Genomic DNA, 25582 nt, shown 5'->3' with positions numbered 1-25582 from the left:
GGATATTTTGAGCAAGAGGAAAATGGACAGACACACCCGGCATAAAGCAGCGATCAAGGCGTTTCGTGAGGCGGCTTATGATTTTGAGGCGGCTGCGGTGCAGAATGCTTTGGCGCAGCTTTGCGCGCCGGATGTGGAGGTCCACCTCTGCCATCCTTTTGGGGATCTGACCGGGCCAGAGGCGCTTTATGAGGCGGCCTATGCGCCGCTCTTTGCCGCAGTGCCCGATCTGGAGCGGCGCGACTTTATTGTCATGGCGGGCGCAGATGCCTTTGGTCAGGATTGGGTCGGCTGTGGCGGCCATTACACCGGGGTGTTTGCCGCCCCATGGCTTGATATCCCGCCCACCGGCCATCAGATCGCCATGCGCTACCACGAGTTTTTCCGCTTTGACGGTGGCAAAGTGGTGGAGATACAGGCGATCTGGGATATTCCCGAGGTGATGATGCAGGGCGGTGTGTGGCCCATGGCGCCCTCGCTGGGGCGTGAATGGCGGGTGCCTTGCCCGGCCACCTGTGATGGCATTGTGGCAGGGCCTTATGATGCGGCGCAAAGCGCGCAGAGCTGCCAGCTGATCCTCGATATGCTCACGGCTTTGGTGAAACATCCCAAAGATCCCGACCCGCGTGTGATGGAACTTGACCGCTTCTGGCACCCGCGCATGAGCTGGTATGGTCCGGCAGGCATTGGCACCGCACGCGGCATTTCCGGCTTTCGCAACTGGCATCAGATCCCTTTCCTCAAGGCCATGCCCGATCGCGGCCAGCATGAAGATGAAATCACCCATCATTTCTTTGGCGACGGCCAATATGCAGCCGTCACCGGCTGGCCCAACATGATGCAGAGCCTCAGCGCGGACGGCTGGATGGGGATTGCCCCCTCCGGCAAAAAGATCAGCCTGCGCAGCCTCGACTTCTGGCGTGTGGAAGGCGACAAGATCCGCGAAAACTGGGTGCTCGTCGATCTGCTCGACATCTACCGGCAGTTGGGTGTTGATGTCTTTGCCCGCTTGCGGGAATTCAACAAAGCGCGCAGCCTTGCGCGTCTGACACTGCCTGATGGAATGACCTGATGACCCAACTGCCCCGCACCCCGTCCTTCTCCCTTGCTGGCAAGACCGCACTTGTCACCGGAGCCTCCTCCGGCATCGGTCAGGGCTGCGCCGTGGCGCTGGCTGAAGCCGGGGCACATGTGGTCTGCGCCGCGCGCGGTGTGGACAAGCTCAACGACACCGTCACCGCGCTCACCGAAGCGGGCCACAGTGCCGAGGCGCTGTCGCTGGATCAAAACGATCTTGAGGCACTTGCCCCCGTGATGGCGGAACGCGCCTTTGATGTGGTCGTGAACTCCGCCGGTCTGGCGCGCCACGGCCCCGCCATGGAGACCACACCGGAAGACTACGACGCCGTTATGGGGCTGAACCTGCGGTCGGCCTATTTCCTCTCGGCCTACGCCGCAAAGGCCATGGTCGCGGCAGGCAAGCCCGGCTCGATCATTCATATCTCAAGCCAAATGGGCCATGTCGGCGGCATCGACCGCGCGGTTTACTGCGCCTCCAAACACGGGCTTGAGGGCATGGTCAAAGCCATGGCCATCGAATGGGGCCAGTCCAGAATCCGCATCAACACCGTCTGCCCCACCTTTATCCGCACACCACTCACGCAATCGACCTTTGAAAACCCGGAGCGCGCCGCCTGGATCAAAGAGAAAATCAAACTTGGGCGCATCGGCGAAGTGGAGGACATCATGGGCGCTGTCCTCTATCTCGCCACGGATGCCTCCGCATTGGTCACCGGCACCTCCATGCTGATCGACGGCGGCTGGACGGCAGACTGATGGCGGAGAAAGTCACCTCCCTGCAAGTGGCCGAACGTGCCGGCGTAAGCCAATCTGCGGTCAGCCGCGTCTTCACCCCCGGCGCTTCGGTGAGCCAGAAAACCGTAGACAAAGTGCGCAAGGCGGCTGAGGAGCTGGGCTACCGCCCCAATGTGCTCGCCCGCGCCATGGTCTCCGGCAAAAGCCGCATCATTGGCCTCGTTGTGGCCTATCTGGACAACTACTTTTACCCGGAGACGCTGGAAATCCTGTCCAACGCGCTGCAGGAAAAAGGCTATCACGTGCTGGTTTTCATGGCTTCGCAAACCGCAGGCCCCATCGACGATGTGGTTCAGGAAATTCTGGACTATCAGGTGGACGGCATCGTCACCGCCTCTGTCGCCATGTCCTCCAAACTGTCGCAGAAATGCATTCAGGCCAATGTGCCGGTGGTCCACTTCAACCGGTTTGAGAAAACCCAGGGCGTCAGCTCCGTGACCTCAGACAACTTCGCGGGCGGGCGCGAGCTTGCGCAGTTCCTCGTTGCTGGCGGGCATAAGAAAATCGCCTATATCGCCGGTTGGGAAGGGGCGTCTACACAGCGCGACCGTGAGGCGGGCTTCCGCGCCGGTTTGGAAGAGCTGGGCCAGAACCTTTTTGCCCGCGGCTGCGGCGAGTTTGACACCGACCACACCCGCGCAACCGCCCACGCCATGTTCAACGTGCCCGCAGAAGAGCGCCCCGACGCGGTGTTTGTCGCCAATGATCACATGGCCTTCGCGGTGATGGACGAGCTGCGCTTTGGCCTTGATCTCAAGATCCCCGAGGATGTCTCCGTGGTCGGCTTTGACGATGTGCCCCCCGCCGCCTGGCGGGCCTATGACCTCACCACCATGCGCCAGCGCGCCAATCTGATGGTGGCAGAAACCGTGGACGCCCTGCTCGCCCACATCGAAGATCCCGCCAACGCAGCCCCCCGCCAGGTCTCCATACCGGCCCCGCTGATCGTGCGCGGCTCCGCCCGCGTGCCTGCCAATTGGCCCCCGCAAGAAGGATAAACGCCATGCAAGGCTTTGACCCGAAGTTTAAGGATTTCCCCGACTACATCATCGGCATCACCAAAGAGATTTGGGAAGACCGCGGCATGGCCACTTTGCATGACTATTACGCCCCGGATGTGGCGGTGCGCATGCCCGGCTCTGTGTCGCGCGGCAACGCAGGCGTGATTGGCGCCACCATGGCGACACTGGCGGAATTTCCCGACCGCACATTGTTGGGCGAAGATGTGATCTGGTCCGGCACGCCAGAGGAGGGCATGCTCTCCAGCCACCGGATCATGTCCACCGCGACCCATCTGGGCGATGGTGTCTTTGGCAAGGCCACCGGCAGCAAGCTGACCTACCGCATTCTGGCGGATTGCCACGCCAAGAATAACGCCATCGACGATGAATGGCTGATCCGCGACAACGGCGCGGTGGTGCGCCAGATGGGCTGGGATCCCAAAGACTTCGCCCGTGATCTGATCGCCCGCGAAGGCGGCCCCGAGGCTTGCGTGAAACCTTTCACCCCGGCCAATGACATCGACGGCCCTTACAAGGGCACCGGCAACGACAATGCATGGGGCCAGCGCCACGCCGATCTGCTGACCTCGATGATGGATGCCGATATGGCGGCGATCAAACGGCATTATAACCGCGCGGTGCAAAGCGAATATCCCGGCGGGGCCACCGGCCACAGCTGGGATCCGGTGGAACGTTTCTGGATGTCCCTGCGCGCCTCGATGCCTTCGGCAAAATTCACCATCCATCACCAGATCGGCCGCGACGACCCCAATATGCCACCCCGCTCCGCCATCCGCTGGAGCCTGCACGGCAAACACGACGGCTGGGGCGCGCTCGGCGCACCAACAGGGGCCGAGCTCTATGTGCTTGGCATCAGCCATGCGGAATGGGGCGAGCTGATTGGCGGCGACATCCGCCTGCGCCGCGAATGGACCCTGTTTGATGAAACCGCCGTCTGGAAACAGATCCTGCTGCACACCGGCGAGCTGTAAGGCGCGCTTGGTGCTGGCCCAAAACTCATATCTCAACGCCACACAGGCGGCGCGGCGCTTTCATGCACACCGCGCCTCTCTGCGTGCCCGGCGCTTGAACAACCGTCCTCCTGGACAGGGAATGTGCCCCCCTCACATTCCCACCCAATCCAAAGGAGACACACTATGAGCACCATCCAATCCCGCATCGTCCGCTACGGCGAGCTGCAACCCTGCAAAACCGCCTTCATCGACGCCCACACACCGGGCTCTGATCAGAAAGAGAACTTCACCATCGTCGGCGGCGGCGTCTCGGAATCCCCCGATCAGCACGTCCACATCACCGACAAGATCGGCTTTAACATCGGCGCCGCAGGCCAGCCGCCCAAATGCCGCAACTCCCTGCACAGCCACACCACCGCCGAGGTGTTTTTTGTGGCCAAAGGCCGCTGGCGCTTCTTCTGGGGCCGCTATGGCACCGCCGGTGAGTTCATCGCCGAAGAAGGCGACATCTTCAACATTCCCACCGGCATCTTCCGGGGCTTTGAAAACGTCGGTCAGGACTACGGCATGATCATGTCGATCCTTGGCGGCGATGATGCGGGCGGCGGCGTCACATGGGCCCCGCAGGTGATTGAGGACGCACAAGCCCATGGCCTGATGCTGGGTGATAACGGCGTGCTTTATGACAGCAAGAAAGGTCAGGAGCTGCCCCATAATGTGCGCGCCATGCCGCTCTTGTCTGAGGAAGAGCTGAAAGCCTACCCAGAAGTGCCGGTCGAAGATGTGGTTGGCAAATACGTCGCCCGCTACTGGGATCTGATGGCACTGGGATCAAAGAAACCCGCCAAAGTGATTGGCGAGAACGCCATGATCAAAGACAAGCCCGGCTTTGAGGTGGATTTCCTCACCCGTGGATCTGCTGTCACCGAGCAAGTCAAAACCGATCAGCCCGTGGTGCTGATGCCCGCTAGCGGCCACTGGCGCATCAAGATTGATGACGTGGAGGTCACCCTCTCCGCCGGTGACACCGCCGTAGCCATGCCGGGTGAGAGCTACAGCGCCACGCCATCCATGACAGGCGAAGCCGGCCTTTACCGCATCACCGCCACCAACGACCCCGCCGGGGCGACGTGGAAAGGTTAATAAGACCCCCTGCGCGGCGCAACGTACGCCGCGCAACACCCCCAAAAGTTAACGCCAGCCGCTGAAAATTGTACCTCCGCAATACAGCCGCGATACCGACGCGATACCGACAGGAAATTTTGGCGCAATCTGCAGATCTTAACGCAGCGCGCGCTCTGCCCGTTTCAGAAGGAGAGCCCCAATGACACCCATCGTGTTCCTACCCGGGATGATGTGTGACGCTCGGCTTTTTGCCCCTCAGATCGCCGCTCTTTCGGCGCGCCATATGGTCTCTGTTGCGCCCATTGGCGGCTTTGCCTCCATGACCGAACTGGCACAGAACGTGTTGCAAAACGCCCCGCCCCACTTTGTCCTTGCCGGTCTCAGCATGGGCGGCATTCTGGCCATGGAAGTGGCCCGCCAAGCGCCCGAACGGGTGGCCGGGCTGGCCCTGATGGACACCAACCCGCTTGCCGAAGTTGACGCCGTGAAAGCCAAGCGCGGCCCGCAGATGGAGATGGTGCAAACCGGTCAGCTGCGCGATGTGATGCGCGATCAGATGATCCCGCATTATCTGGCGGAGGGGTCGGATGCGACCACCTTGGAGCCCTTGTGCGAAGATATGGCCCTGACCCTTGGTGATGATATTTTTATCAATCAATCCATTGCTTTACGCGACCGTCCCGATCAAACTGAGACGCTGAAATCCTTTGAAAATCCCGCGCTTGTGCTCTGTGGGGAACAGGATCGCCTCTGCCCCGTCGCCCGCCATGAACTCATGCATGACCTGCTGCCCAACAGCACGCTCAAAGTGCTGCCAAACGCAGGCCACCTGCCGCCCCTCGAACAACCCGACGCCACCACCGCGGCGCTCAAAACCTGGTTGGAGACCCTATGACCCCCTCCCTGCTCAAGCTCCTGCAATCTGTCGACACCCCCACCGTATGCAACGCCATCGAAGTCGCCCAGGGCAAACGTGGTTTTGCCCAATTCACCCGCGGCACCATGCTCTGCTCCGCGCCTGAGGAAGGCGCCATGGTCGGCTATGCCCGCACCGCCAAAATCGCTGCACAGGAGCCCTCACAAGAGGCCCCCGACGTGATCCGCGCGCGCCGCATGGCGTACTACAAACACATGTCCGAAGGCCCGTCTCCACGCGTGACTGTGGTCGAAGATCTGGATTACCCGGATGCAGTTGGGGCGTTCTGGGGAGAGATAAACACCACAGTTCACAAAGGCTTAGGCGTGTCCGGTGCGCTCACCAACGGGGTGATGCGTGACCTTGGCGACCTGCCGGATGGCTTCCCGGTGGTCGCAGGCTCCATCGGCCCCAGCCACGCCTTTGTCCATGTACGCGAGGTTGGCACAACGGTGGACATCTTTGGCATGACGGTGAACGACGGCGACCTCATCCACGCAGACCGCCACGGCGCACTAGCCATACCCGAAGAGGTCTTGCCGATGCTGGAAGACGCCATTCTGAAGCTTCTGGACACAGAAAAGCTGGTGCTGGAGCCAGCCCGCGCCGACGACTTTGATTTTGAAAAGTTTGAAGCCGCCTGGCAGGCCTTTGAAGCCGCGCGCACCTAAACGCTGAGGGCCCCTAAGCCAACCCCGGGACCGCGCGCAGCCGGTCCCGCGCCATATCAATGAAAGCCCGGATTTTTGCCGGGGCCCGCCGCCCTTCCGCATGCACCAGATGGATCGGCAGCGGGGCGGGCTCATGCTGTTCGAGCACCGCCTGCAACGCTCCGGACTGCAGATCGGCAGCCACCTGATAAGACAGCACCCGGCACAGGCCCCATCCGCTTTGCGCCACGGAAATTGCCGCTGCGACACTGCTTAACGTCAAGCGGGGCTTGATTTTTACGCCGTCCTGCAGCTCGCGGCCAAAGCGCCATTCGGTGGTCGGGCTGACCGGCGCAGCGGTAAGTATCTGGTGCTGTGGCAGATCTGCAGGCGTGTGCGGCATCCCGTGACGCGCCAGATACTCCGGCGCAGCCACCACCATACGCCGCACCTGCCCCACGCGCACCGCCGTCAGGCCTGAGGAGGGCAAATCTCCGATCCGCACCGCAAGATCAAAGCCCTCCTCCACCATATTCACCACCCGATCCACCATCAGCACATCCGCACTGACCGCGGGAAAGAGATCCAGAAAATCCGTCAGGATCGGCGCAACATAGATCCGGCCAAATTCCGTTGGGCAGGTGATCCGCAGCTGCCCCACCGGATTGGTCGCCGCCCCGGTGGCCGCGTCATCCGCCGCCTGCATCTGCGCCAGAATGTGGCGCGCATCCTCCAGATAGGTGTGCCCCACCTCGGTCAACCGCACCCGCCGCGTGGTCCGTGTGAACAACGGCGTCCCCAGCCGCGCCTCCAGCGTGTTCACCCCCCGCGTTGCCGAAGGTGCGCTCAACCCCAGCCGCCGCGCCCCAGCGGCAAAGCTCTCTTCTTCTGCCACAGCCACAAAGACTTCGAGGGTTTGCAAACGATCCAAAGCACAGCTCCAATATGGTCATTTTTCAAAATAATGACTTTCATACTTCGTATATTCATTCGATTTTCGGATCAATCTATCTCTTGGCCAAGCGATTAAACGCAGATTTCCAATCAAAGGATTTGGCCATGTCTCAAGAACCGCCCCGCGCGCCCCTGCCACCGTTTACGCGGGAAACTGCCATCGAAAAGGTGCGCCTCGCCGAAGACGGCTGGAACGGCCGCAACCCTGCCAAAGTGGCGCTCGCCTACACGCCGGACAGCAAGTGGCGCAACCGCGCCGAGTTTCCGCAGGGCCGGGCCGAGATCGAAGCCTTCCTGACCCGCAAATGGGACAAGGAGCTCGACTACCGCCTGATCAAGGAGCTCTGGGCATACACCGAAAACCGCATCGCGGTGCGCTACGCCTATGAATATCACGATGACAGCGGCAACTGGTTCCGCGCCTACGGCAATGAGAATTGGGAATTTGACGCCAATGGCTACATGGCCAACCGCCATGCCTCCATCAACGAAAAACCGATCACCGAAGAAGAACGGCTCTTCCGCTGGCCTCTGGGCCGGCGCCCCGACGACCACCCCGGCCTGAGCGACCTTGGCCTCTAATCACAACAGGATCACGATATGAAACCGATCAAACTCTACCGCACCCCAAAATCCGGCCACTGCCACCGGGTCGAGCTGATGCTCGCCCTGCTGGGCCTGCCTTATGAAACCATCGATCTGGATATGGCCGCTGGCGCACATAAGGCGCCGGACTTCCTGAAAGTCAGCCCCTTTGGTCTGGTTCCGGCCATTGAGGACGATGGCTATACTCTCGCGGATTCCAACGCCATCCTTGTCTATCTGGTGAAAACCTATGCGCCAGACAGCAACTGGCTGCCCGCCGATCCAAAGGTGGCCGCCGAGGTGCAGCGCTGGCTGACCATCGCCGCAGACAACGTCTATTCCGGCCCCTGTGCCGCGCGTCTGGTCACCCTGTTTGGAGCGCCCCTCAATCACGAGGCCGCCATCGCCAAGGCCCATGCGCTTTTTAAGATCATGGAAACGCATCTCGCAGACCGCAACTGGCTGGCCGCCGATGTCATCACCGCCGCCGACGTGGCCTGCTTCAGCTACATCGCCCATGCGCCAGAAGGCGGCATCGACCTCGCCCCCTACCCCAACCTGCGCGCTTGGATCGCGCGTGTTGAGGCCGAGCCGAACTTTGTCGGCATGGTGGCGTCGCCGGTCCCGGAACTGGCCTAATCCAGCAGGCTGGCGCTCCTCAGCGCCAGCCCCTTTTTCAGAAAGGTAGATCACATGGACACCGTTTCAGAACGCACCCCGTTTCACGCCGGAGAACGCGCCGCCCAGAAACGCGCAGGCGCCGGTGACGTGGCCCAATGGGCCAGCGGTTTCATCCGCGATTATCTACCGCAACAGCACCGGGATTTTCACACGTCTTTGCCGTTTCTGGTGGTGTCTGGCGCTGGCGCAGATGGCCACACATGGGTCACGCTGCTGGATGGGCCGGACGGATTTATCCGCTCGCCAAACCCGCGCGCGCTCACGCTGAACACAGAGATTGATGCACAGGACCCGCTGCGCGCCGCCGTGGATGCGGGCACCGACATCGGTGCCGTCGGCATCGAGCTGCACAGCCGCCGCCGCAACCGCTTTAGCGGACGCCTTAAACGATCGGGCGCCACCTATACCCTAGATATCAAACAGACTTTCGGGAATTGCCCGCAATACATCCACGAGCGCAGTTTACGCCGTGTGCCCAACAACACCCCCGCGCCAGCCAAACGCACGGAGGCGCTCACACCGTCTCAAACAGCGTGGATCACCGGTGCTGACACGCTGTTCATCGGCTCCGGCCACCAGCACGGTGCCGACGTCCCGTCGCGCGGCTTTGATGCCTCCCACCGGGGCGGATTGCCGGGGTTTGTGCGCGTATCAGATGCCACGCATCTGCACATCCCGGATTATGCGGGCAACAACTTTTTCAACACCATCGGCAACCTGCTCGCCGATCCGCGTGTGGGCTTGGTCTTTGTCGATTTCGACAACGGAAGCCTGCTGCATGTCTCCGGACGCGCCAGCATCAACTGGCACCCTGATCCAAAACAAGACCCTGAGGCCCACCGCGTGATCGACGTCACAATCGACGCGGTGATCGAGCGCCCCAACGCGCTTGCTCTGCGCTGGTCAAAGCCGGATGCAGACCTGCGCCAGTTCATGGTGTCAAAGCGCGTCAAGGAAAGCGAGGAGATCACGTCTTTCTATCTGTCCCCCGTGGATGGCGAGGGTGTCGCGCCTTACGCCTCAGGTCAGCACCTGCCGATAGAGATCAACGTGCCGGGCCACACCGGCCCCGTGAAACGCAGCTATTCCCTCTCGGGTGATCCGAGCGACAAGTCAGCCTATCGCTTTACAATCAAACGAGAAAGCCACGGGCTGGCCTCCCGTCATCTGCATGATGCGTTGGGCGAAGGCGCGGTGCTGCGCGCGTCCCAGCCTGCAGGGGATTTCGTGATCCCTGAGGGCAGCGCCCCGCTGGTGCTGGTCAGCGCCGGTGTCGGGCTCACCCCGATGGTCTCCATGCTGCACACCCTCGCGCAAGATACTGCGGCTCGGCCGGTGTGGTTTGTGCACGGCTCAAAAGACAGCGCACATCACGCGCTGCGCGATGAAACGGATGCTTTGGTTGAAACCCACGACCACCTCCACCAGCGGCTCTTTTACAGCCGCCCCACCGCAGCAGATCAGGCCGCGGGCCGTTTTGACCACCATGGCCGGATCACCGCCGAGGCGCTTTTGCGACTGGAGGCCGGTGCCACGGCGCACTACCTGCTGTGCGGCCCCGCGCGCTTCATTGCAGAGCTGCGCAGCGGCCTTGAAGCGGCGGGCGTGCCCGCTGAGCAGATCCATTTTGAGAGCTTTGGCCCCTCGGCGCGATAACTCACATCCCATCACAGGCCTGTGTGCACCCTATCGTAAGGACTTTGGGCGACTTAGGGTGCCTCAGCCGAGTTAAATCGGCATTAGGATCACATGTGATGGCGCTGAGAGATGAACCTGCGAGACCTTGAGTATGTCACGGCGGTTGCGAGACTGAAAAACTTCAGCAGCGCTGCCGAGGCCTGCAACGTGACGCAGCCAGCCCTGTCCAACCAAATTCGCAAACTTGAAAAAGAACTGGGCGCGGATCTTTTCATCCGCATGAGCGGCGAAACCCGGCTCTCGGCCTTTGGTGAGCGCGTGGCCCGCATTGCAGACCGTATGCTGTCTGATGCCCAACGCATCAAGGACGCCGCAACCGAGTTCCGCGACCCTGAGGCCGTGCCGTTCAAAATTGGTCTCACCCCTACACTTGCGCCCTATCTCACGCAGTATTTCTCGATTCTGTTCAACGACCTGTTTCCCCGCATGCGGGTCACGATGATCGAAGATCTGCCGCAAAACATGTTGCAAATGGTGGAAAACCACGAGCTTGACGTCGCCTTGGTGGCACAGCTCAATCACAATCCAACGCTGGATTTCACCTCGATCTGGACAGAGCCGCTCTATCTGGCCATGCGCCATGGGCATCCGCTTGCAACACTGCCGGCCATTCACCCCGAAGACGTGCCGGTCAGCGATTTCATCCGCCTGCCGCATTCCTTTGGCTATGAACTGGAAGACCGCCTGCCCACGCCCCGACCGGAATCCCGTGCCTCCAAGCGCTTTGATCTCACGGCCCTGCGGTTTGAAACCATCTGCCGCCACATCATCCATTCTGATGATTGCACCATTGTCTCAGCGCTGGCGGCAGAGCAGTTTCGCGAAGACAATTGGCCGCTTTCTTTTGTGCCTTTTGAGGCCCCGGGCAACCTGCGCAATCTCGGTGCGGCCTCGCGCCTGACCTGCCCGCGCAAACCCCTCTTGGCCAAGATCGGCGCTTATATCGCCGAGAACCCGCCCAAGGGTGTCACGCCGACATTTGCGGCGTGACACAGGTGTTTACTCGATGAATGTCCGGGCCAATCGGTCACTCAGAGGTTTGGTGAGATAGCTCAGCGCGGTGCGCTCACCGGTGTTCACAAACAGATCCGCAGGCATCCCCGGCACAATCTCAAGCGCGGCAACTTCACGCGGCTGCGCCTCATCAAGCTTCACCTTGGCCACATAGTAAAACTGCCCGGTGCGCTCGTCTTCCAGACTGTCAGCGGAGATGTCGACAATCATGCCATTGGCTTCCGGCACATCGCCCTGATCAAAGGCCGACAGACGCACGCGCGAGGATTGGCCGACATGCAGTTTTTCGATGTCCCCGGTCTCCACACGCGCCTCAACCACAAGCGGTTGATCCAGCGGCACAATATCAAGGATCGGTGCACCCGGACGCACCACGCCGCCTTTGGTAAACACCGTCATTTCCACGACCCGCCCGCTGACCGGCGCGGTGATCGCCACACGATTGAACCGCTCACTGGCCCCAAGATACTGCGCCTCAAGTGTTTCTAGCTGGGCCTCAATCTGCGCGATTTCAGTGGAGGCCGTCTCCTGACGCAGCCGCTCTGTGCCGATCTGAGACAGGCGCAACTCGCTGATTTCATTGCGCGCGCGTGCTTCATCGGTGCGCAGGGCGGCTTCAACGCCATTGAGGCGCTCAATCTCGACACGGCGGGAATTCACACGGGTGACAGCCACCAGACCGCGATCCAACAGGCTTTCGAGATTGACCAGCTCCTGTTGCGTGATCTCCACTTGACGGCGGTTTGACACCTGCTGCGCCTGCAACCCCTCCACCTGATCCTGAAGGCTCTCCAACCGCTGCTCAATCAGTGCTGCCTCGGCATCACGTGAGCGCTGTTCCGCATCAAACAAGGCCTTTTGCCGCACAAATGACGCCTGCCAGACCTCGGGCTCAAGTGCCACCGGCAGCGCATTTGCCACACGCTCCTGGGCAAAGACAGGCGCGCTGTCGAGCTGTGTTTCCAGACGCGCGCGCCGCGCAGAAAGGTCGCCAATCTGGCTGCTCAGCACATCCAGATCCACCCCCAGATCGGTGTTGTCGAGTTCCACAAGCGTGTCACCCGCCTCCACCAGATCGCCGTCGCTGACAAAGATATTGCGCACCACACCGCCTTCGAAATGCTCAACCGTCTTGCGGTTGCCTTCCACAACAAAGGAAGCCGGGGCCACCACCGCACCGTCAAGCTGCGAGGTGCTCGCCCAATAGGCCGCGCCGCCAAGAAAGCCCGCCACGGTCAGGATGCCAAAGAAGACAAAGCCTCCGATCCCGATGCCCGCTGCCTTTGTTTGCACGCGGTTGTAGTCCTCAAGGCGCAGAACGCCGCCGTTGGATTGTTTTCTCAAAGCAGGGGTCATTGGTTCGCTCCTTTCTTGCTCGCAGTTGCCGCCTGACCTTCCGCCAGCCGCAGGTTTGCCGCACGCGCCACAGAGGTCTGCTGGCGAGGGCGCAGAATGTCTTCTTTGTCGCCAAAGCCGGTTTGCGCGCCTTTGTTCAGCGTCAGCACTTTGTTGACAGCCTCAAGCGTGCTGGGGCGGTGGGTCATGACAAAGGTGATGGCGCCTCGCGCGCTTGCGCCGCGAATGGCATTGCGCAGCGCCAGCTCCCCCTGGGCATCCAGATCGGAATTGGGCTCATCCAGCACCAACACGAAGGGATCATTGTAAAGCGCGCGTGCAAGCGCGATGCGCTGACGCTGGCCGCCGGACAGATGATAGCCGTTGCCAATCTCGGTGGCGTAGCCATCTGGCAGGCTGCTGATCAGACCGTGCACATCCGCCGCAATCGCCGCTTCCAGCACTTTGCTGTCGTCAATCGTGGTGGAAAACCGCGCGATATTGTCCCGAATGGTGCCGTCAAACAGCTGCACATCCTGTGGCAGATAGCCAATCAGCTGGCCAAGCTCTTCTGTGTCCCATTTCGCCATCGGCGTGCCATCCAGACGGATCGCCCCGCGCTGCGGCACCCAGATCCCGGCCAGCATTTTCGCCAAGGTGGATTTGCCCGACCCGCTGTGCCCGATCACCGCAACCACATCGCCGGCAGACAGGACAAAGTCGATCCCGCCAATGGTGGCATTCTGTGCCAGCGGCGGCCCCGCCTGCGCGATGGTGGCGTTCAGCGAGATCTGCGGGCGTGGCATCGCCAGACGTTTGGCAGGCTCCGGGTAGGCTTCAGACAGAGCCCGCAGCGTTTTGTAGGAGCCACGCGCCGCCAGAAACGTGCGCCACTGCCCGATCAGCTGGTCAATCGGTGCCAGCGCACGCGCCAGCACGATGGTGCCTGCAATCATCACACCTGCAGTGGCCTGTCCGGTGATCGCCAGCGCGGCCCCAAGACCCAGCATACCGGATTGCAGCGCCATACGTGTGGTCTTGGAAATCACCGAAAAGCTTGCAATCCGGTCAGACACACGCGCCTTGAGCTCATGGGCCTGATGTTGCAGAGCCGTCCAGCGACGAGCGAGATCACCAGTCATACCCATTGCCTGGACGAGCTCTGCATTTTGCTCACTTGTGGTGAACAAAGCGTCGGACCTTGCGCGGGCGCGGGCGGCATCCTGCATCACATCAGATGCGCGCGCGTTGTTCACAAGGGCCATAATGGTAAGGAAAATTGCACCGCCAAGACCAAGAGCGCCAAGGTAGGGATGCAGCAGAAAGAGCACGCCGATGTGCAGCGGAATCCAGGGGGCATCAAAGAAGGCGGTCAGCGTGGGGCCGGAGATGAAATCTCTCAGGCCGGTCACATCAGCCGCCGGATTGTCGCCCGCGCCTTTGCCCTGCACCCGTTTGCGCATGGCCGACTGAAGGATCGGAGCGCCGACTTTCAACTCAAACCGCGCACCAAGGCGGCTCAGGATGCGCATGCGCACTAGATCAAGCATGCCGCTGACAATAAAGACGCCACCCAGAAGGACGCTGAGCGCAATCAGCGTGTCCATATTCTGGCTGGTCAGCACCCGGTCATAGACCTGCAACATATAGAGAGGCGCGGCCAAAACGAGCAAATTCAGGATCATGCTGAAGAAGGCGACAGCCATGAAACCGCCGCGCAGGGAGCGCCATGCGGATTTAACGAAGGATTTTTTCTGAAACATTTTGGTGATCTCTTTTCAGGGTGAAGGGGATGGCAGCCTTGGCTGCCATCCCACTGTTGCGTGCGATCAGGCGATGAAGTCGTCGTCGGTCAGATCCGTGCTGAGAACCCCTTCAAGGCGCACAGAGGCATCCGAGGAGAAGGTCAGCAGGGTGTCGTCGCCGTCCTGAGACACGGTGAGCTGAGTGGCGAAGTCCGGGCCAAAGTCGGAGAAATCCAACCGGTCCACGCCAGTCTCAAAGTCACGGATGGTGTCGTTGCCGAAGTCGCCTTCAAAGAGGAAGGTGTCCGCACCGTCACCACCGATCAGGATGTCATCGCCACCCTCACCGTTGATCAGATCGTCGCCGTCTTCACCCGACAGGGTGTTGGCCAGATCGGACCCGTTGATGGTGTCTCCGTCGTTGGAGCCGATCACATTCTCAATCGAGCTGAGCGTGTCGGTTTCAGAGACTTCGTTGATGACATCCGCACCGGACACACCTGTCGGCGAGTTGGCATCGATCGTGGCGCCTGCGTCCACCAGCGTGTCCTGCGCGATTGGGCCGTTCTGACCCGCAGGGGCATTGTGCAGGTGGATGGCCGAAACAACGCCCGGCACAGGTGTCTGCAGATCCGCTTCGTTCAGGCCGGTCACGGTCAGCTCGGAGGAGTAAACCACCTCACCGGTTTCCGGGTTCTGCACGATGGTCAGCGTTGCTGTGCCTGTGGCTTCACTGTCAGATGTCGGACCAGGTTCCTGGGATGCATCCAGCTCGGCGCGCAGGGTGATGACCCGTGCGTTGTGGCTGTCCATCACATCACTCACCACTTCAAACTGCCCGCGAATTTCGCCTGCCGGGAAATCAGAGGTGTGGATGTTGTAGTAGAGATTGCCTGCCAGCGCCTCAGACACAAAGCCCGCAGCGTCGGTGATGTTTGGCGTCGGCTGCAGCGAAGCCCCCACGGTCACATTCTGTACCGAAACGGAGAAGCCTGTCTCACGGGTGGCTGTGCCAGTGCCGTTGGAGCCAAGGTCCACTTTCACCGCCACATCTTGATCGGAGAAGTCAACGGTATCGCTGCCTGCACCACCTTCGATGAAATCGTTGCCCAGACCGCCAACAATCACATTATCGCCGTCGCCAGCAATCAGAACGTCGTTGCCGGCACCGCCGTCAATCACGCCGTCGATCTGGCCAAGGTTGACCACGATGTCTTCGCCTGCACCCAGCAGCACGTTGCCATCAACCACGCCGTCATCATCGTTCACAAAGGTCACAGAGCCCGCATCACGCGCATCAATCGCATTTACAGAACCGGTGATCTGACCTTCGTTGACAATCGCGCCAAGGATGTTCAGGCCGCCGTCCACACGGATACCCGCCGCTGCGTCGCTGTCCTCAGAGCCCGCGATCACGCCGGAGTTCTGCACCAGGCCAGCAAAGCTTGCGTCTTCCTGATTGCTGAACAGACGCAGACCGTCACCAACGGTGTTGCCTTCGGTTGCATCGCCGCGACCTTGCAGGATGCCTTCGTTCACGACCGCTGCAGAAACCACATCACCCGCTTCATCACCTGTCTGAAGCGACACAGCAGAGCCGTTGTTGCCCACACCCGCGTCCACAAGACCGGTGTTGGTGAAGGTGTAGTTGTCTGCGGTGCCATCAGCATAGACAGTCCCGTTGCGCTGATCGCCGGTGCCGAGAATTGCGCCGGAGTTGGTCACTTCCAGACCTTCGCCATCGATGTTCAATGCACGGCTGTCAGAGGACACCACGCCGGAGTTCACAAACGAACCGCCAGAGTGATCGCCGGTGCCAAAGTACACACCGTTCTGCACACCTGCGACGGTGCCGGAGTTGGTGAACGTGCCTTGGAAGTTCACACCGTTGACAAATCGCACACCGGCAACCGTGCCATTTGCGCCTTCAGACAGGATCGAGCCGCTGTTGGTGATCGTGGCATCTGTGGTGCCTTGGTTGCCAGGATTGCCAACCCGCACACCGTCACCTGCCAGACCTGTTCCGGCACTGGCATTGCCACGGCCTTGGATGGTTCCGGCGTTGTTGAGCGTGAAGGTGTTTGCGCCGTCTTCTGCGCCACCGATCTCTGCGCCAAAGCCTGAGCCTTGATTGCCTTCGCCCGCGTCAATGGTGCCGTTCACGAGGTTGGAAACGGAGAAGTCATCGGCTGTGCCATCGGCATAGACCGTGCCGTTACGCTGATCGCCGGTGCCCTGAATGGTGCCTGCGTTCAGCAGGTCGACGCCGGTGCCGTCGATGTTCACCGCGCGGCTGTCAGATTGGATGGTGCCAAAGTTCAGCACATCCAGATCATGCTCGGCTTCACCGATATAAAGACCGTTGCGCACGCCTTCGATCACACCGGTGGATGTGTTCAGAATGCGCCCCTCAGCAGCCAGACCATCCGCCACGCGGATACCGGCGGCAGTGCCTTGGTTGCTTTCAGAGGAAATCAGGCCGCTGTTGGTGATGTCGGTGTCAGACACCGCGCCTTCGGCCCCATTGTTCAGACGGATACCATCGCCTGCGCCACCTGTATCAGAGGCCGCCTGACCGCGCCCCTGGATGGTTGCACCAAAGCCGTTGAAGACCGTGTTGGAAACCGTGTCACCGGCTTCATCGCCAACCTGGAAGGAGATACCGGCGCCGCTGTTCTCTGCGCCCGCGTCAATGGTTGCGCCTGTGAAGTTGGAAATGCTGACGTCTTCGGCGGTGGCATTGGTGTAGATGGTGCCGTTGCGCTGATCGCCGGTACCAACGATGTCACCAAAGTTGCGCACGCTGATGCCCTGGCCTTCGATTTCGACCGCGCGGCTGTCAGAGGAGATGACGCCGCCGCTGAAGTTGTCGAGCGAACCGGAGCTGTTTGCGCCGGAGAATTCCACGCCGTTCAGCTCACCTGCGATGCTGCCGAAGTTGCGGATATCCGCGCTGGAACCGTCGGTCACTTCGACGCCGGTTGCCACGTCACCATTGGCTTCAATGCTGCCGGTGCGGAAGTTGAAGACCTGCACGTCTTCGGCGTCTACAGACACGGCGGATGGCGCGTCATTGGTTTCGATTTCACCAAAGTTCAGCAACCGTGCGAGGTCGTTGTTGAGAACAAAGGCAGGGGTGTTGTCGACCACAGTGTTTTGGAAAAAGCCGTTGGTCAGAGTCTGTCCGTCACGGACGGTTTCTTGGGCCAGTGACGAAGACGTCATCAATCTGGCGCGCAAGCTGGCAAGAATCTCGGAAAGCATAAAAGAACTCCGCGTTGACTATGTTGAGTGCGGAGATCAAAGCCCTGACGTGGCCTCCCCGCTGACAACAGCAAGCGCCCAAGACAGTTAGACTTTGAAATTCTTCGTCCGAATGGTGGCCATAACCCTGAGAAATACTCACGCATCCCGTGAGAGTCCCGCAAAGGCGTCATCATATTTTTCAAGGGCTTAGATGCTCGGAGTGCAAATTGGGAAACTGTTCATTGGTGCCAATTCACAAAAAGGTCAGCCAAGGTGATCAGAAAACCCGCCCCAAAATCGCGGATAGGACAAGGCTGTTGCCGTGATTGATCCCTGCCTTTGACACGACTCAGGATCGCCGCACTTTCGCGCCGCCTGCAGCCATGTCACACTCAGAGTCTGACATGAGGGACACCCCAATGCCCCTATCGCTCGACCAGACAACACAGACACAGCAGAAGCTCACCATGACGCCGCAAATGCGGCAGATCGTTGAGTGTCTGTCGATGGACGGCGCTTCCACCGCGCGCAAAATTCGCCAGTTCGGGCTGACAAACCCAAGCGTCGCACCGGCAGCCCAAGCAGAACAGATCGCGCAGACCAGCGGCCTCTATGAACACACCGCCCTGTGGATCAACGCGCATTTTACAGCAGAGGAACGCGCCATAGCGCTGCAGTTTTTGGATGCGCTGGAGCCTTGGGGCTGGCTCGGTGAAAGCCTTGAAAGCATCTGCGCCACCGCAGGCGTGAGCATCACCACCGGCTCCGCTGTGCTTGCGCGGCTTCAAGCCATCGAACCCGCAGGCCTGTTTGCCCGCTCCCTAACCGAGTGCCTTGCCCTTCAGGTCAATGCCGCAGGAGACAGCGACCCCACAATTGCACAACTGCTGCGCCATCTGCCAGAGGTGCAACACAAGACCACCAGACAGCTGGCCGCCCTCTGCGACTGCAGCGTCGAGGACATCCTGAATGGTCTCAAGAAGCTGCGCAGCTACGATCCCAAACCCGGCCTGCAATTCGCAACCACCCCGCCGCCGCCCACCCGCGTTCCCGACCTGCTGCTCCGACGTCAGCAGGGCCTCTGGTCTGTCAGCCTCCATCCGGACTCTGCCACGCACCTCAGGCGTCTGCCGTCGATTGACCCACAAGCGCAACGAGAAGCAGACCGTTTTGAAAACGCGCTCTCCGCCCGCAATGCCACCCTGCTGGCCATCGCCAAACGGTTGGCCGCCCTGCAACAGACCCATCTCACCTCCAAAGCTCCTCTGACCCCGATCACCATGTGCGCCCTCGCACCCGATGTGGACCGCCACAAAAGCACGCTCAGCCGGGTCTTTCAGTGGGCCACAGTGGAGATCGACGCTGAGGTTCTTCCCCTCCGCCACCTGCTCGGCCCAAAACTGCGCGGTCATGCCCTGTCACCGGACGCTTTGATGCACCGCATCACGCAGCTGGTGTCTGATGAAGACCGCGCCCATCCGCTGAGCGACGCCCAGCTTGCCGAGGCTCTGGCCTCTGAGGGCATGGCGATCCCGCGCCGCACCATCGCGAAATACCGCGCGCAGGCGAACATCCCGGCGGCGCACGCACGCAGGCAAAACCGCTCTCATTAAAGCCAACGCATCGCCGCATGAACAGCGGCCCCCGAAGTGCAGCCCGTGGGTCATTTCCGACCCGATCCGCCTCTTCTGTCTGAAGCTTTCCCAGTGATTTCAGACCACTGACGCCAAAATCCGCGCTGGCACGAAAGTTGCATGGAGACAGGTAAGCGCGCCTGCCGCGCATGGATTTTAAGAAACCAATTTTCAACAGAGGAGCGCGGGCATATGCCGCCGCTGCCACTTGATGACGCCATCAACGAAGTGCTCAACGTCCATTTGAGCCCGTTTCTGCCCGTCGCACCGGGTGGTCTTCCCAACAACACCGTCCAGATTTTTGAAGCCAAGCGGCGCGGGGTCGGCCTTGGCGATCGCCGTGGGTCAGACACGCGCTTTGGTGTCACCGTCTCTGCCCTGCGCGGGATTCAGCTGGACGGGGTGGCGCGGTTTGAACTCTGGGACACCACCCCCGATGCCGTGAACACCTCCATTGATGCGGTGCAGGCCAATGTTCTGGGGGCCGCCGCGAGCCTGCGCAGCATGGGGTTTCTGCGCCTCGCGCTTGGCGACAGCGCACCAGCGGAACATGTCTCTGCACTCAACGCATGGCGGCGCACGGCGGAGCTGCCTTTCCTCTATGAATACCGCGCCCGGGATTCAGATGACGCAGACAGCTTCATCGTGCGCATTCCCAACCGTACCGATCTGGAGGAACGCGACGGGCCCAACAGCAGCCTTGAGATCCTTTCCGGCGCAATGCAGCGCTGGGACAATGAGCGCGCGCCCTCTCTGATCCTGCGGCCAAACGGCGGGCCACGCGCCCTGCGCCTCAGTGGGCTGGACGCCATGGCCTTTCTCAACGGCATTCCAGGCGGCGCCGTCACGCTCGAACGCGGGGTGTCCGGCGCCACCGGCGCGCCGGTTCTGCATGCCACGCTCGACAGTTTTCTCAGCGCCATCGCCGACGGTTCCAACCCGCAATTGCAGGCCATTGTCACCTTGCCCAGCACAGCCGCGTTCCTCGCCGCACTGGGGCCTGCCGGTGCGCCTTTTGAGCTTGGCGACTGGGACACCAACCTCATCCGCGATCTCTATGTGCCCCACTCGCGCCGCTTTGACACACCCGTCACCCTGCGCTCGGGCCGCGATTTTCTTGCCATCCGTCATGACGCGCCGGCCTTCGCAGCCCCGGCCGTACTCTACCTCCGCCTGCAGGCGGATCACCTTCGAGCCGGTCGTTAGGAGCCGGTCAAATCAGGAGTAAGCCATGGAACAGATCTTACCCGGCGTGTCGATTGCCGTCCGCCCAGAAGGCCTGATCACTCCGGGCGTTGTATCCATCAGCGCCATCGGAATGGTCGGGACAGCCAACAAAGGGCCGGTCAACACGCCGGTGCTCATTGGCTCCCCCGCAGCCGCCCGCGAGGTGTTCGGCGACGCCGATGAAATCGTGACGCCCGGGCAGGAGCTCACGCTGATCCGCGCCATTGATCTCGCCTATGACCACGGCGCGCGCGACATCTGGGCCGTGCGCATTGCAGGCGCGACTGCAGCCGCAGATTTTCTCATCGCCTCAGCGGGCGGAGACTGCTGCCGCCTGACCGCCGCGACCCCCGGCTCCTGGGCCAACACCATGGAAATCAACATCACCGCCGCAGAGGAAAGCGCGGTTGTGAGTGGGGAAGAAATCGCAGGTACCGGCGCGGTTGGTTTGCAACTCGCCCACACCACCATTGCCCAAAGCGTGCGCAACAGAGTGTCTGTCCTCGCGGCAGGTGCCTCAACGCCCACCACGCCCGCCGTTGTCCACGGAGCCACCGGCACCCCGGCAGCAGGCCAAGTGGAAATTGACCCCGCAAGCGGCGCTCTGGTCTTTGCCGCAGGCGAAGCCCCCGCCGTCGGCGACACCGTGACAGTCACCTATGTTGTCCCAGCGGCCGACAGCGCTAAGATCACCCTGCGCACCGAGGCTTTGGAAGAGGTCTTTACCGCCGCAAGCGGCGCGCATCTCGTCGATCTGGTCAATCAGGCCACCGGCGGCTCGGATCTTGTGGACGGCACCGCGCTCGCAAACGCAGCGGAGACGCCCACCACCTTTGCCGATGCCTTCACCTTTGAAACCTTTGGCGCTGGCACCAACACCACTGGCACCGATGGGGCCACAGGTGGCAACTACACTGACGGCTTTGAACAGCTGGCCAACGAACCCGCCTTCATCATTGTCGCCGCCGGGCAGGACAACTCCGGCACCATCGGGGCGGACCTTTCCGCCCATGTGGCCGCAGCCAGCTCTGATGCCAACAAACGTGAGCGTATCGGGGTGATCGGCTCCGCGCCGGGGGCCTCCCTCAATGACATCCTGGATCACACGCTGAACTCAGATCGCATCGTCTTTGTCGCGCCCGGTGTCACCGTGTCTGATGTGGTGACCGGAGACGCGGTGACCCTTTCCGGCGGCTATGCGGCGGCCTGCGTTGCCGGGATGATCTCCGGCGCGCCGGTCAACCGCAGCCTCACCAATAAGGTGCTGAATGTCGCAGGTCTGGAAGATGTCTTCACCCAAGCTGAACTGCGCCAGATGGTGCAAAACCGCGTGCTTGCGCTGGAAAGCCGCCTGGGCTTCCGCACTGTGAAAGGCATCACGACCTCCACTAACACCGCCTGGCATCAGATCACCACCCGGCGCATCGTGGACAAAGCCAAAATCGGCGTGCGCTCGGCGGCCAACCCCTACATCGGTCTGCTGAACAATGAACGTGTCCGCGAAGCCATGCGCTCCACGATCAATTCCTTCCTCGCAGAGATGGTGCTGGACGAAGAGCTGGTGAGCTACGAGCTCGACGTGTCCGCCACCCGCGACGACGAAATCCGCGGCATCGCCCGCGTCACCATCGTCCTGCGCCCCACGTTCAGCATCGACTTCATCAAAGTCACGATGTTCCTCGAATAGGAGACCAGATAAATGGCCAACACCAATGTTTTTACGGGGGCGGATGCCACGCTCACCCTTGCGCCGCTGGACACCCCGCCGGGCGTCGACGCCGAGTCGATCATCGCGCGCTATGAAATCGCAACCGCTGTGGGCCGGGTGACCGGCGTCAAATTCACCGTCGACACCGACTTGCGTTCTTTTCACGAAATCGGCTTTCGCCATGTGACCTCGCTTCATGAGGGCAACATCAACATCTGTGGCGAATGCGACCGCGCCTATATCAACGGCGCGCTGCTCGGCCTGCTGATGGGGCGCAAATCCTTTCTGGACAACAACGCCCGCACCTTTCAGCCCGAATTCAACATGACGCTGCAGCTAAACGACCCTGCAGTCGAAGGACAGGCGCGGCTCACCCTGAATGGCGTGAAATTCCAGACCTGGTCCTTTGCCCTGCCCGAAGACGACATCGTCATGGAGAAAGTCAGCTTCCGCGCCAAGAGCATCGACATCGCCGACTTTGACGATGACAGCGGCGTCTCGGCTGGCCCGGCCTTCGTGGATCAGGAGTAATCTGCCATGACGCTCACCAGCGAAGCGCTTCTGGCCGGGGCTTCGGCCACACATCTGCATGATCTCCCTGCCGATCTGATCAAAGGCGAGGGCGGGGAGCAGCAGGTGGAGCTGCGCCCCCTTTCGGTGAAAGACCTGCAACTGATCGCCCGCGCCGCCAAGGAGGATGAAAACCTCTCCGCCGCGCTGATGATCCAGCAGGCGCTGGTGGCACCCGCTTTGTCCCTGGATGAGGTGCGTCAGCTTCCGGCGGGGCTGGCCCGCCATCTGGTGGAGGAGGTCAACCGCATCAGCGGCATTGATCTGCCCCGCGACGCGCTGGAGGAAATGGTGCAGGCGCCCTTGGCCAAAGCCTGCTTTGTTCTGGCCCGCGAATTTGGCTGGACACCCGAAGAGGTCAGTGGCCTCACCATCGGGCAAATCCTGCTCTATCTTGAAATGGGACGGCGGGAGGCGGCAGAAGCATGACCCGCGCCTTCGCCTCCGCTGCCCCCCAACGCCTGCGCCAAGCCGCCTTGACCGCCGCTGGATCAGTGCCCCAACTCGCGCCTCAGCGCGTGCGCAAGATGCAGGTCACCGCGCGCCGCGTGTCGGCATCGGGCGCGGACCTCAAATGGCTCTCAACCTGCGCCGAGCTCTCTGATCGCAAGGCCATGGAGCGCAGCTTGACCCGTTGGGAAGCCTCAGAACCGGAGCGCAAACCTGCTGCCAAGGAAACGCCATCTTACAAGCAAACCCCGGCGCAGAAGTTAGCGGCAAAGCAGAAACGCCAGGCCCCAGCATGGTATCACCCGCCAGCGGACAGCCGCCCCAGACCTGAGGCGCACCGCTGTGAAACCGCCAAGACACTGCCAACACGCCTCTCCGGCGGCCCGCTTAGGCTGCATGCAGGCACCGACCCCGAAGATCTTGGCAAAGGCCCAGCCACTCCGCGCGCCAAACCTGCGGCGCAGCCCCTTACAGCAAAGCCTGCCAGCCCTCTGCCCACCGCGTTGAGCTACCTTTGGGCAAAGACAACGGCGCAAAAGCTTGCTCCCCGCACCCACACAGCTCAGCCAAAACACCCGCGCGCCCTCCCGCTCTCATCCGAGCAACCGCCCAAAACACCTTGGCAATCCCAGCTCTCCGGGCCGCAGGTATCCAAAGCTACCCTCAGCGCGCTCACATCGCGCGACCTGCTGCGGTCAAAAGCCGCGCAAAGCGACACCGCGACGCCTCCACAGCGCGCCCCAAAAGATCCCCAAAGCGCGCAAGCCCCAAAGCCTGCAGGAAAACATTCTCCATCCGCCTTTGCCCAATCCACAACGCAGCCCAAGCCTGCCAATGCCGCGCCGCTCTCTCCGCCCCCACGCGCTTCAAACAGCCCCGATCCGGTACAGCTTCACCGCGAACCGGCCCATGGCGCAGACCCGCTGGAGCGCGAAACCCTGTCCCGCCCGCCACACGCAACCCCTGTACCGCTCCCCGCGCAGCCCGATCTTGATCCGCCATTTGCCGAAATTCTGCCGCCGTCAGACCGCGCCCATCTCACCCGCTTTCAAGAGGCCGTCACCGATGAGCCGCAGACCGAACTGCCAGACCGCTCCAAGCCACGCGCCACCGCAGGCTTTGACCGCGAGGCGTTGACCGACGCGCTGGCGCTCATCCTTCGGGACGAAGCCCGCCGCCACGGCATTGATGTGTGAGGAACCCGCCCATGCGCCCGATGCTTGATGATATCCCGCTCCCACAGGTTCAGACCCTGAAGTTGCGCGACATCCGCGCCCTTGCCGAACACCGCGCCCCGGGGATGGACGGCAGCTATTGTCAGAACATGGGCCGCCACGCGACCTCGATCCTTGTGGCCGGTGTGGCAAGCGGGCTCGATGCGAAAGACACCCTTGAGAAACTCACCGCAACCTTCGACGCTGGCGCACCTGTGAGCTTCATCTCCGACATCGTTGCGGATGCGGAGATCGAAAACGTCCTGATCGACGATTTCCGCCTGCGCGAAGTGGCGGGAAAACCCGACCGTTACGCCTATGCGCTGGTGCTGCGCGAGTATCAGGAGCCGGTGGAACCGGAGACCGTGGACCTTCTGGACAATGACATCCTCAGCGAAGCGCAAAGCCTCACTGACGACCTGATCGACGGTCTCGATCTGCTGCCGGAATTTGACACCGGGCTTGAGCGCTTTGTGGAGCCGCTCACCGGTCTGCTGACCCGCCTGCAAGCCCTCAACAACACCTCCAACGCCTGACAAAGGAGATCGATGCCATGGCCGACAATCTCTTCGAAGACCTCAAAGAGGTCCTGCAAGATTTCAAGGATTTTCTCGATGACAAGGTAGGCGTGATCCAGCCCGCCGTGGCCGCCCTGCGCGCCATCATTCCTGATCAGATCGACAATCTGCTCAACAAGCTGATCGAGCTGATGAACCTGCTCAAATCCGAGGTTGAGAAACTCGACGTCGCAGCCATCCCCGGTCTCGCCGAAGCGGCGGAATTCACCGATCAGGTCAAAGGTTTTGTCAATTCCGCCAAAGCCCTGCTGCCGGACAACGCTGATGATTTTGACGCCATCACAGATGTGGCCGATGTGGTCGGTGGCCTGCCCTCCATTGACGAGGTGAAAGGCGAAATTCTGTCCCTGATCGACGCCATCGTCGGCCATCTCAACGCGCTGAAAAACGCATAATCCGGGG

23 protein-coding genes are annotated in these 25582 nt (G+C 61.4%); 19 read left to right on the top strand and 4 right to left on the bottom strand.

Features of this window, described 5'->3' with window-relative positions:
• The first annotated feature begins 22 nt into the window (after window positions 1-22).
• From ACO07T_RS18460 to ACO07T_RS18430, 7 genes are all read left to right on the top strand, one after another.
• Window positions 23-1072 (top strand): ester cyclase, encoded by a 1050-nt coding sequence (locus ACO07T_RS18460; RefSeq protein WP_422050595.1) that lies wholly within the window; start codon window positions 23-25, stop codon window positions 1070-1072.
• Window positions 1072-1836 carry an SDR family NAD(P)-dependent oxidoreductase gene (locus ACO07T_RS18455; RefSeq protein WP_422050594.1) on the top strand — a complete coding sequence of 255 codons (765 nt, stop codon included), beginning with the start codon at window positions 1072-1074 and terminating at the stop codon, window positions 1834-1836. Before ACO07T_RS18460 ends, ACO07T_RS18455 begins: the two co-directional genes overlap by 1 nt.
• On the top strand, window positions 1836-2873 hold the full coding sequence (locus ACO07T_RS18450; protein WP_422050593.1) for a LacI family DNA-binding transcriptional regulator: 1038 nt from the start codon (window positions 1836-1838) through the stop codon (window positions 2871-2873). The genes ACO07T_RS18455 and ACO07T_RS18450 overlap by 1 nt, the downstream gene beginning before the upstream one ends.
• A 5-nt stretch (window positions 2874-2878) precedes the next feature.
• Window positions 2879-3868 carry an ester cyclase gene (locus tag ACO07T_RS18445; protein WP_422050592.1) on the top strand — a complete coding sequence of 330 codons (990 nt, stop codon included), beginning with the start codon at window positions 2879-2881 and terminating at the stop codon, window positions 3866-3868.
• 165 nt (window positions 3869-4033) lie between these two features.
• Window positions 4034-4993, top strand: a complete 960-nt coding sequence (locus ACO07T_RS18440; RefSeq protein ID WP_422050591.1) for a cupin — start codon at window positions 4034-4036, stop codon at window positions 4991-4993.
• A gap of 181 nt (window positions 4994-5174) precedes the next feature.
• On the top strand, window positions 5175-5870 hold the full coding sequence (locus tag ACO07T_RS18435; protein ID WP_422050590.1) for an alpha/beta fold hydrolase: 696 nt from the start codon (window positions 5175-5177) through the stop codon (window positions 5868-5870).
• A complete protein-coding gene (locus ACO07T_RS18430) occupies window positions 5867-6562 on the top strand; it encodes an RraA family protein (protein WP_422050589.1) in 696 nt (231 codons plus the stop codon). The genes ACO07T_RS18435 and ACO07T_RS18430 overlap by 4 nt, the downstream gene beginning before the upstream one ends.
• A gap of 13 nt (window positions 6563-6575) precedes the next feature.
• Here ACO07T_RS18430 and ACO07T_RS18425 read toward each other — a convergent pair whose 3' ends face one another.
• Window positions 6576-7472 carry a LysR family transcriptional regulator gene (locus ACO07T_RS18425; RefSeq protein ID WP_422050588.1) on the bottom strand — a complete coding sequence of 299 codons (897 nt, stop codon included), beginning with the start codon at window positions 7470-7472 and terminating at the stop codon, window positions 6576-6578.
• A gap of 128 nt (window positions 7473-7600) precedes the next feature.
• On the opposite strand from ACO07T_RS18425, the gene ACO07T_RS18420 reads away from it, so the two are divergent.
• The 4 genes from ACO07T_RS18420 to ACO07T_RS18405 all read left to right on the top strand — a co-directional run bounded on the left by ACO07T_RS18420 (window position 7601) and on the right by ACO07T_RS18405 (window position 11449).
• The gene (locus ACO07T_RS18420) at window positions 7601-8077 is read left to right on the top strand and encodes a DUF1348 family protein (RefSeq protein ID WP_422050587.1); all 477 of its coding nucleotides are present in this window, start codon (window positions 7601-7603) and stop codon (window positions 8075-8077) included.
• A gap of 18 nt (window positions 8078-8095) precedes the next feature.
• A complete protein-coding gene (locus ACO07T_RS18415) occupies window positions 8096-8719 on the top strand; it encodes a glutathione S-transferase family protein (RefSeq protein WP_422050586.1) in 624 nt (207 codons plus the stop codon).
• A 54-nt stretch (window positions 8720-8773) separates the two neighbouring features.
• Window positions 8774-10417 carry a pyridoxamine 5'-phosphate oxidase family protein gene (locus ACO07T_RS18410; RefSeq protein WP_422050585.1) on the top strand — a complete coding sequence of 548 codons (1644 nt, stop codon included), beginning with the start codon at window positions 8774-8776 and terminating at the stop codon, window positions 10415-10417.
• A gap of 111 nt (window positions 10418-10528) precedes the next feature.
• Window positions 10529-11449 carry a LysR family transcriptional regulator gene (locus ACO07T_RS18405; RefSeq protein ID WP_422050584.1) on the top strand — a complete coding sequence of 307 codons (921 nt, stop codon included), beginning with the start codon at window positions 10529-10531 and terminating at the stop codon, window positions 11447-11449.
• 9 nt (window positions 11450-11458) lie between these two features.
• On the opposite strand, the gene ACO07T_RS18400 is transcribed toward ACO07T_RS18405, so the two are convergent.
• From ACO07T_RS18400 to ACO07T_RS18390, 3 genes are all read right to left on the bottom strand, one after another.
• On the bottom strand, window positions 11459-12829 hold the full coding sequence (locus tag ACO07T_RS18400; protein WP_422050583.1) for an HlyD family type I secretion periplasmic adaptor subunit: 1371 nt from the start codon (window positions 12827-12829) through the stop codon (window positions 11459-11461).
• Window positions 12826-14571, bottom strand: a complete 1746-nt coding sequence (locus tag ACO07T_RS18395; protein WP_422050582.1) for a type I secretion system permease/ATPase — start codon at window positions 14569-14571, stop codon at window positions 12826-12828. The genes ACO07T_RS18400 and ACO07T_RS18395 overlap by 4 nt, the downstream gene beginning before the upstream one ends.
• A 66-nt stretch (window positions 14572-14637) precedes the next feature.
• The gene (locus tag ACO07T_RS18390) at window positions 14638-17817 is read right to left on the bottom strand and encodes a beta strand repeat-containing protein (protein WP_422050581.1); all 3180 of its coding nucleotides are present in this window, start codon (window positions 17815-17817) and stop codon (window positions 14638-14640) included.
• Window positions 17818-18203: 386 nt separating this feature from the next.
• On the opposite strand from ACO07T_RS18390, the gene ACO07T_RS18385 reads away from it, so the two are divergent.
• The 8 genes from ACO07T_RS18385 to ACO07T_RS18350 all read left to right on the top strand — a co-directional run bounded on the left by ACO07T_RS18385 (window position 18204) and on the right by ACO07T_RS18350 (window position 25575).
• Entirely contained in the window at window positions 18204-19412 is a 1209-nt protein-coding gene (locus tag ACO07T_RS18385) for a hypothetical protein (RefSeq protein WP_422050580.1), read from the top strand.
• A gap of 213 nt (window positions 19413-19625) precedes the next feature.
• Window positions 19626-20639 carry a hypothetical protein gene (locus ACO07T_RS18380; protein ID WP_422050579.1) on the top strand — a complete coding sequence of 338 codons (1014 nt, stop codon included), beginning with the start codon at window positions 19626-19628 and terminating at the stop codon, window positions 20637-20639.
• 25 nt (window positions 20640-20664) lie between these two features.
• A complete protein-coding gene (locus tag ACO07T_RS18375) occupies window positions 20665-22347 on the top strand; it encodes a phage tail sheath subtilisin-like domain-containing protein (protein WP_422050578.1) in 1683 nt (560 codons plus the stop codon).
• Window positions 22348-22359: 12 nt separating this feature from the next.
• Window positions 22360-22899, top strand: coding sequence for a hypothetical protein (locus tag ACO07T_RS18370; RefSeq protein WP_209065477.1), 540 nt, complete (start codon window positions 22360-22362; stop codon window positions 22897-22899).
• A gap of 6 nt (window positions 22900-22905) precedes the next feature.
• Window positions 22906-23367, top strand: coding sequence for a hypothetical protein (locus tag ACO07T_RS18365; RefSeq protein WP_209079798.1), 462 nt, complete (start codon window positions 22906-22908; stop codon window positions 23365-23367).
• The gene (locus ACO07T_RS18360; protein WP_422050577.1) at window positions 23364-24584 is read left to right on the top strand and encodes a hypothetical protein; all 1221 of its coding nucleotides are present in this window, start codon (window positions 23364-23366) and stop codon (window positions 24582-24584) included. Before ACO07T_RS18365 ends, ACO07T_RS18360 begins: the two co-directional genes overlap by 4 nt.
• A gap of 11 nt (window positions 24585-24595) precedes the next feature.
• Window positions 24596-25138, top strand: a complete 543-nt coding sequence (locus ACO07T_RS18355; protein ID WP_422050576.1) for a DNA circularization N-terminal domain-containing protein — start codon at window positions 24596-24598, stop codon at window positions 25136-25138.
• Between the two features lie 17 nt (window positions 25139-25155).
• Window positions 25156-25575: a hypothetical protein gene (locus tag ACO07T_RS18350; protein WP_422050574.1), complete on the top strand. Its 420-nt coding sequence runs from the start codon at window positions 25156-25158 to the stop codon at window positions 25573-25575.
• Window positions 25576-25582 lie beyond the last annotated feature (7 nt).

This window comes from Shimia sp., assembly GCF_965227725.1.
Lineage (GTDB): Bacteria > Pseudomonadota > Alphaproteobacteria > Rhodobacterales > Rhodobacteraceae > Shimia.
Note: the sequence above shows the minus strand (reverse complement) of the source record. Positions and strands in the feature narration are given on the sequence as shown.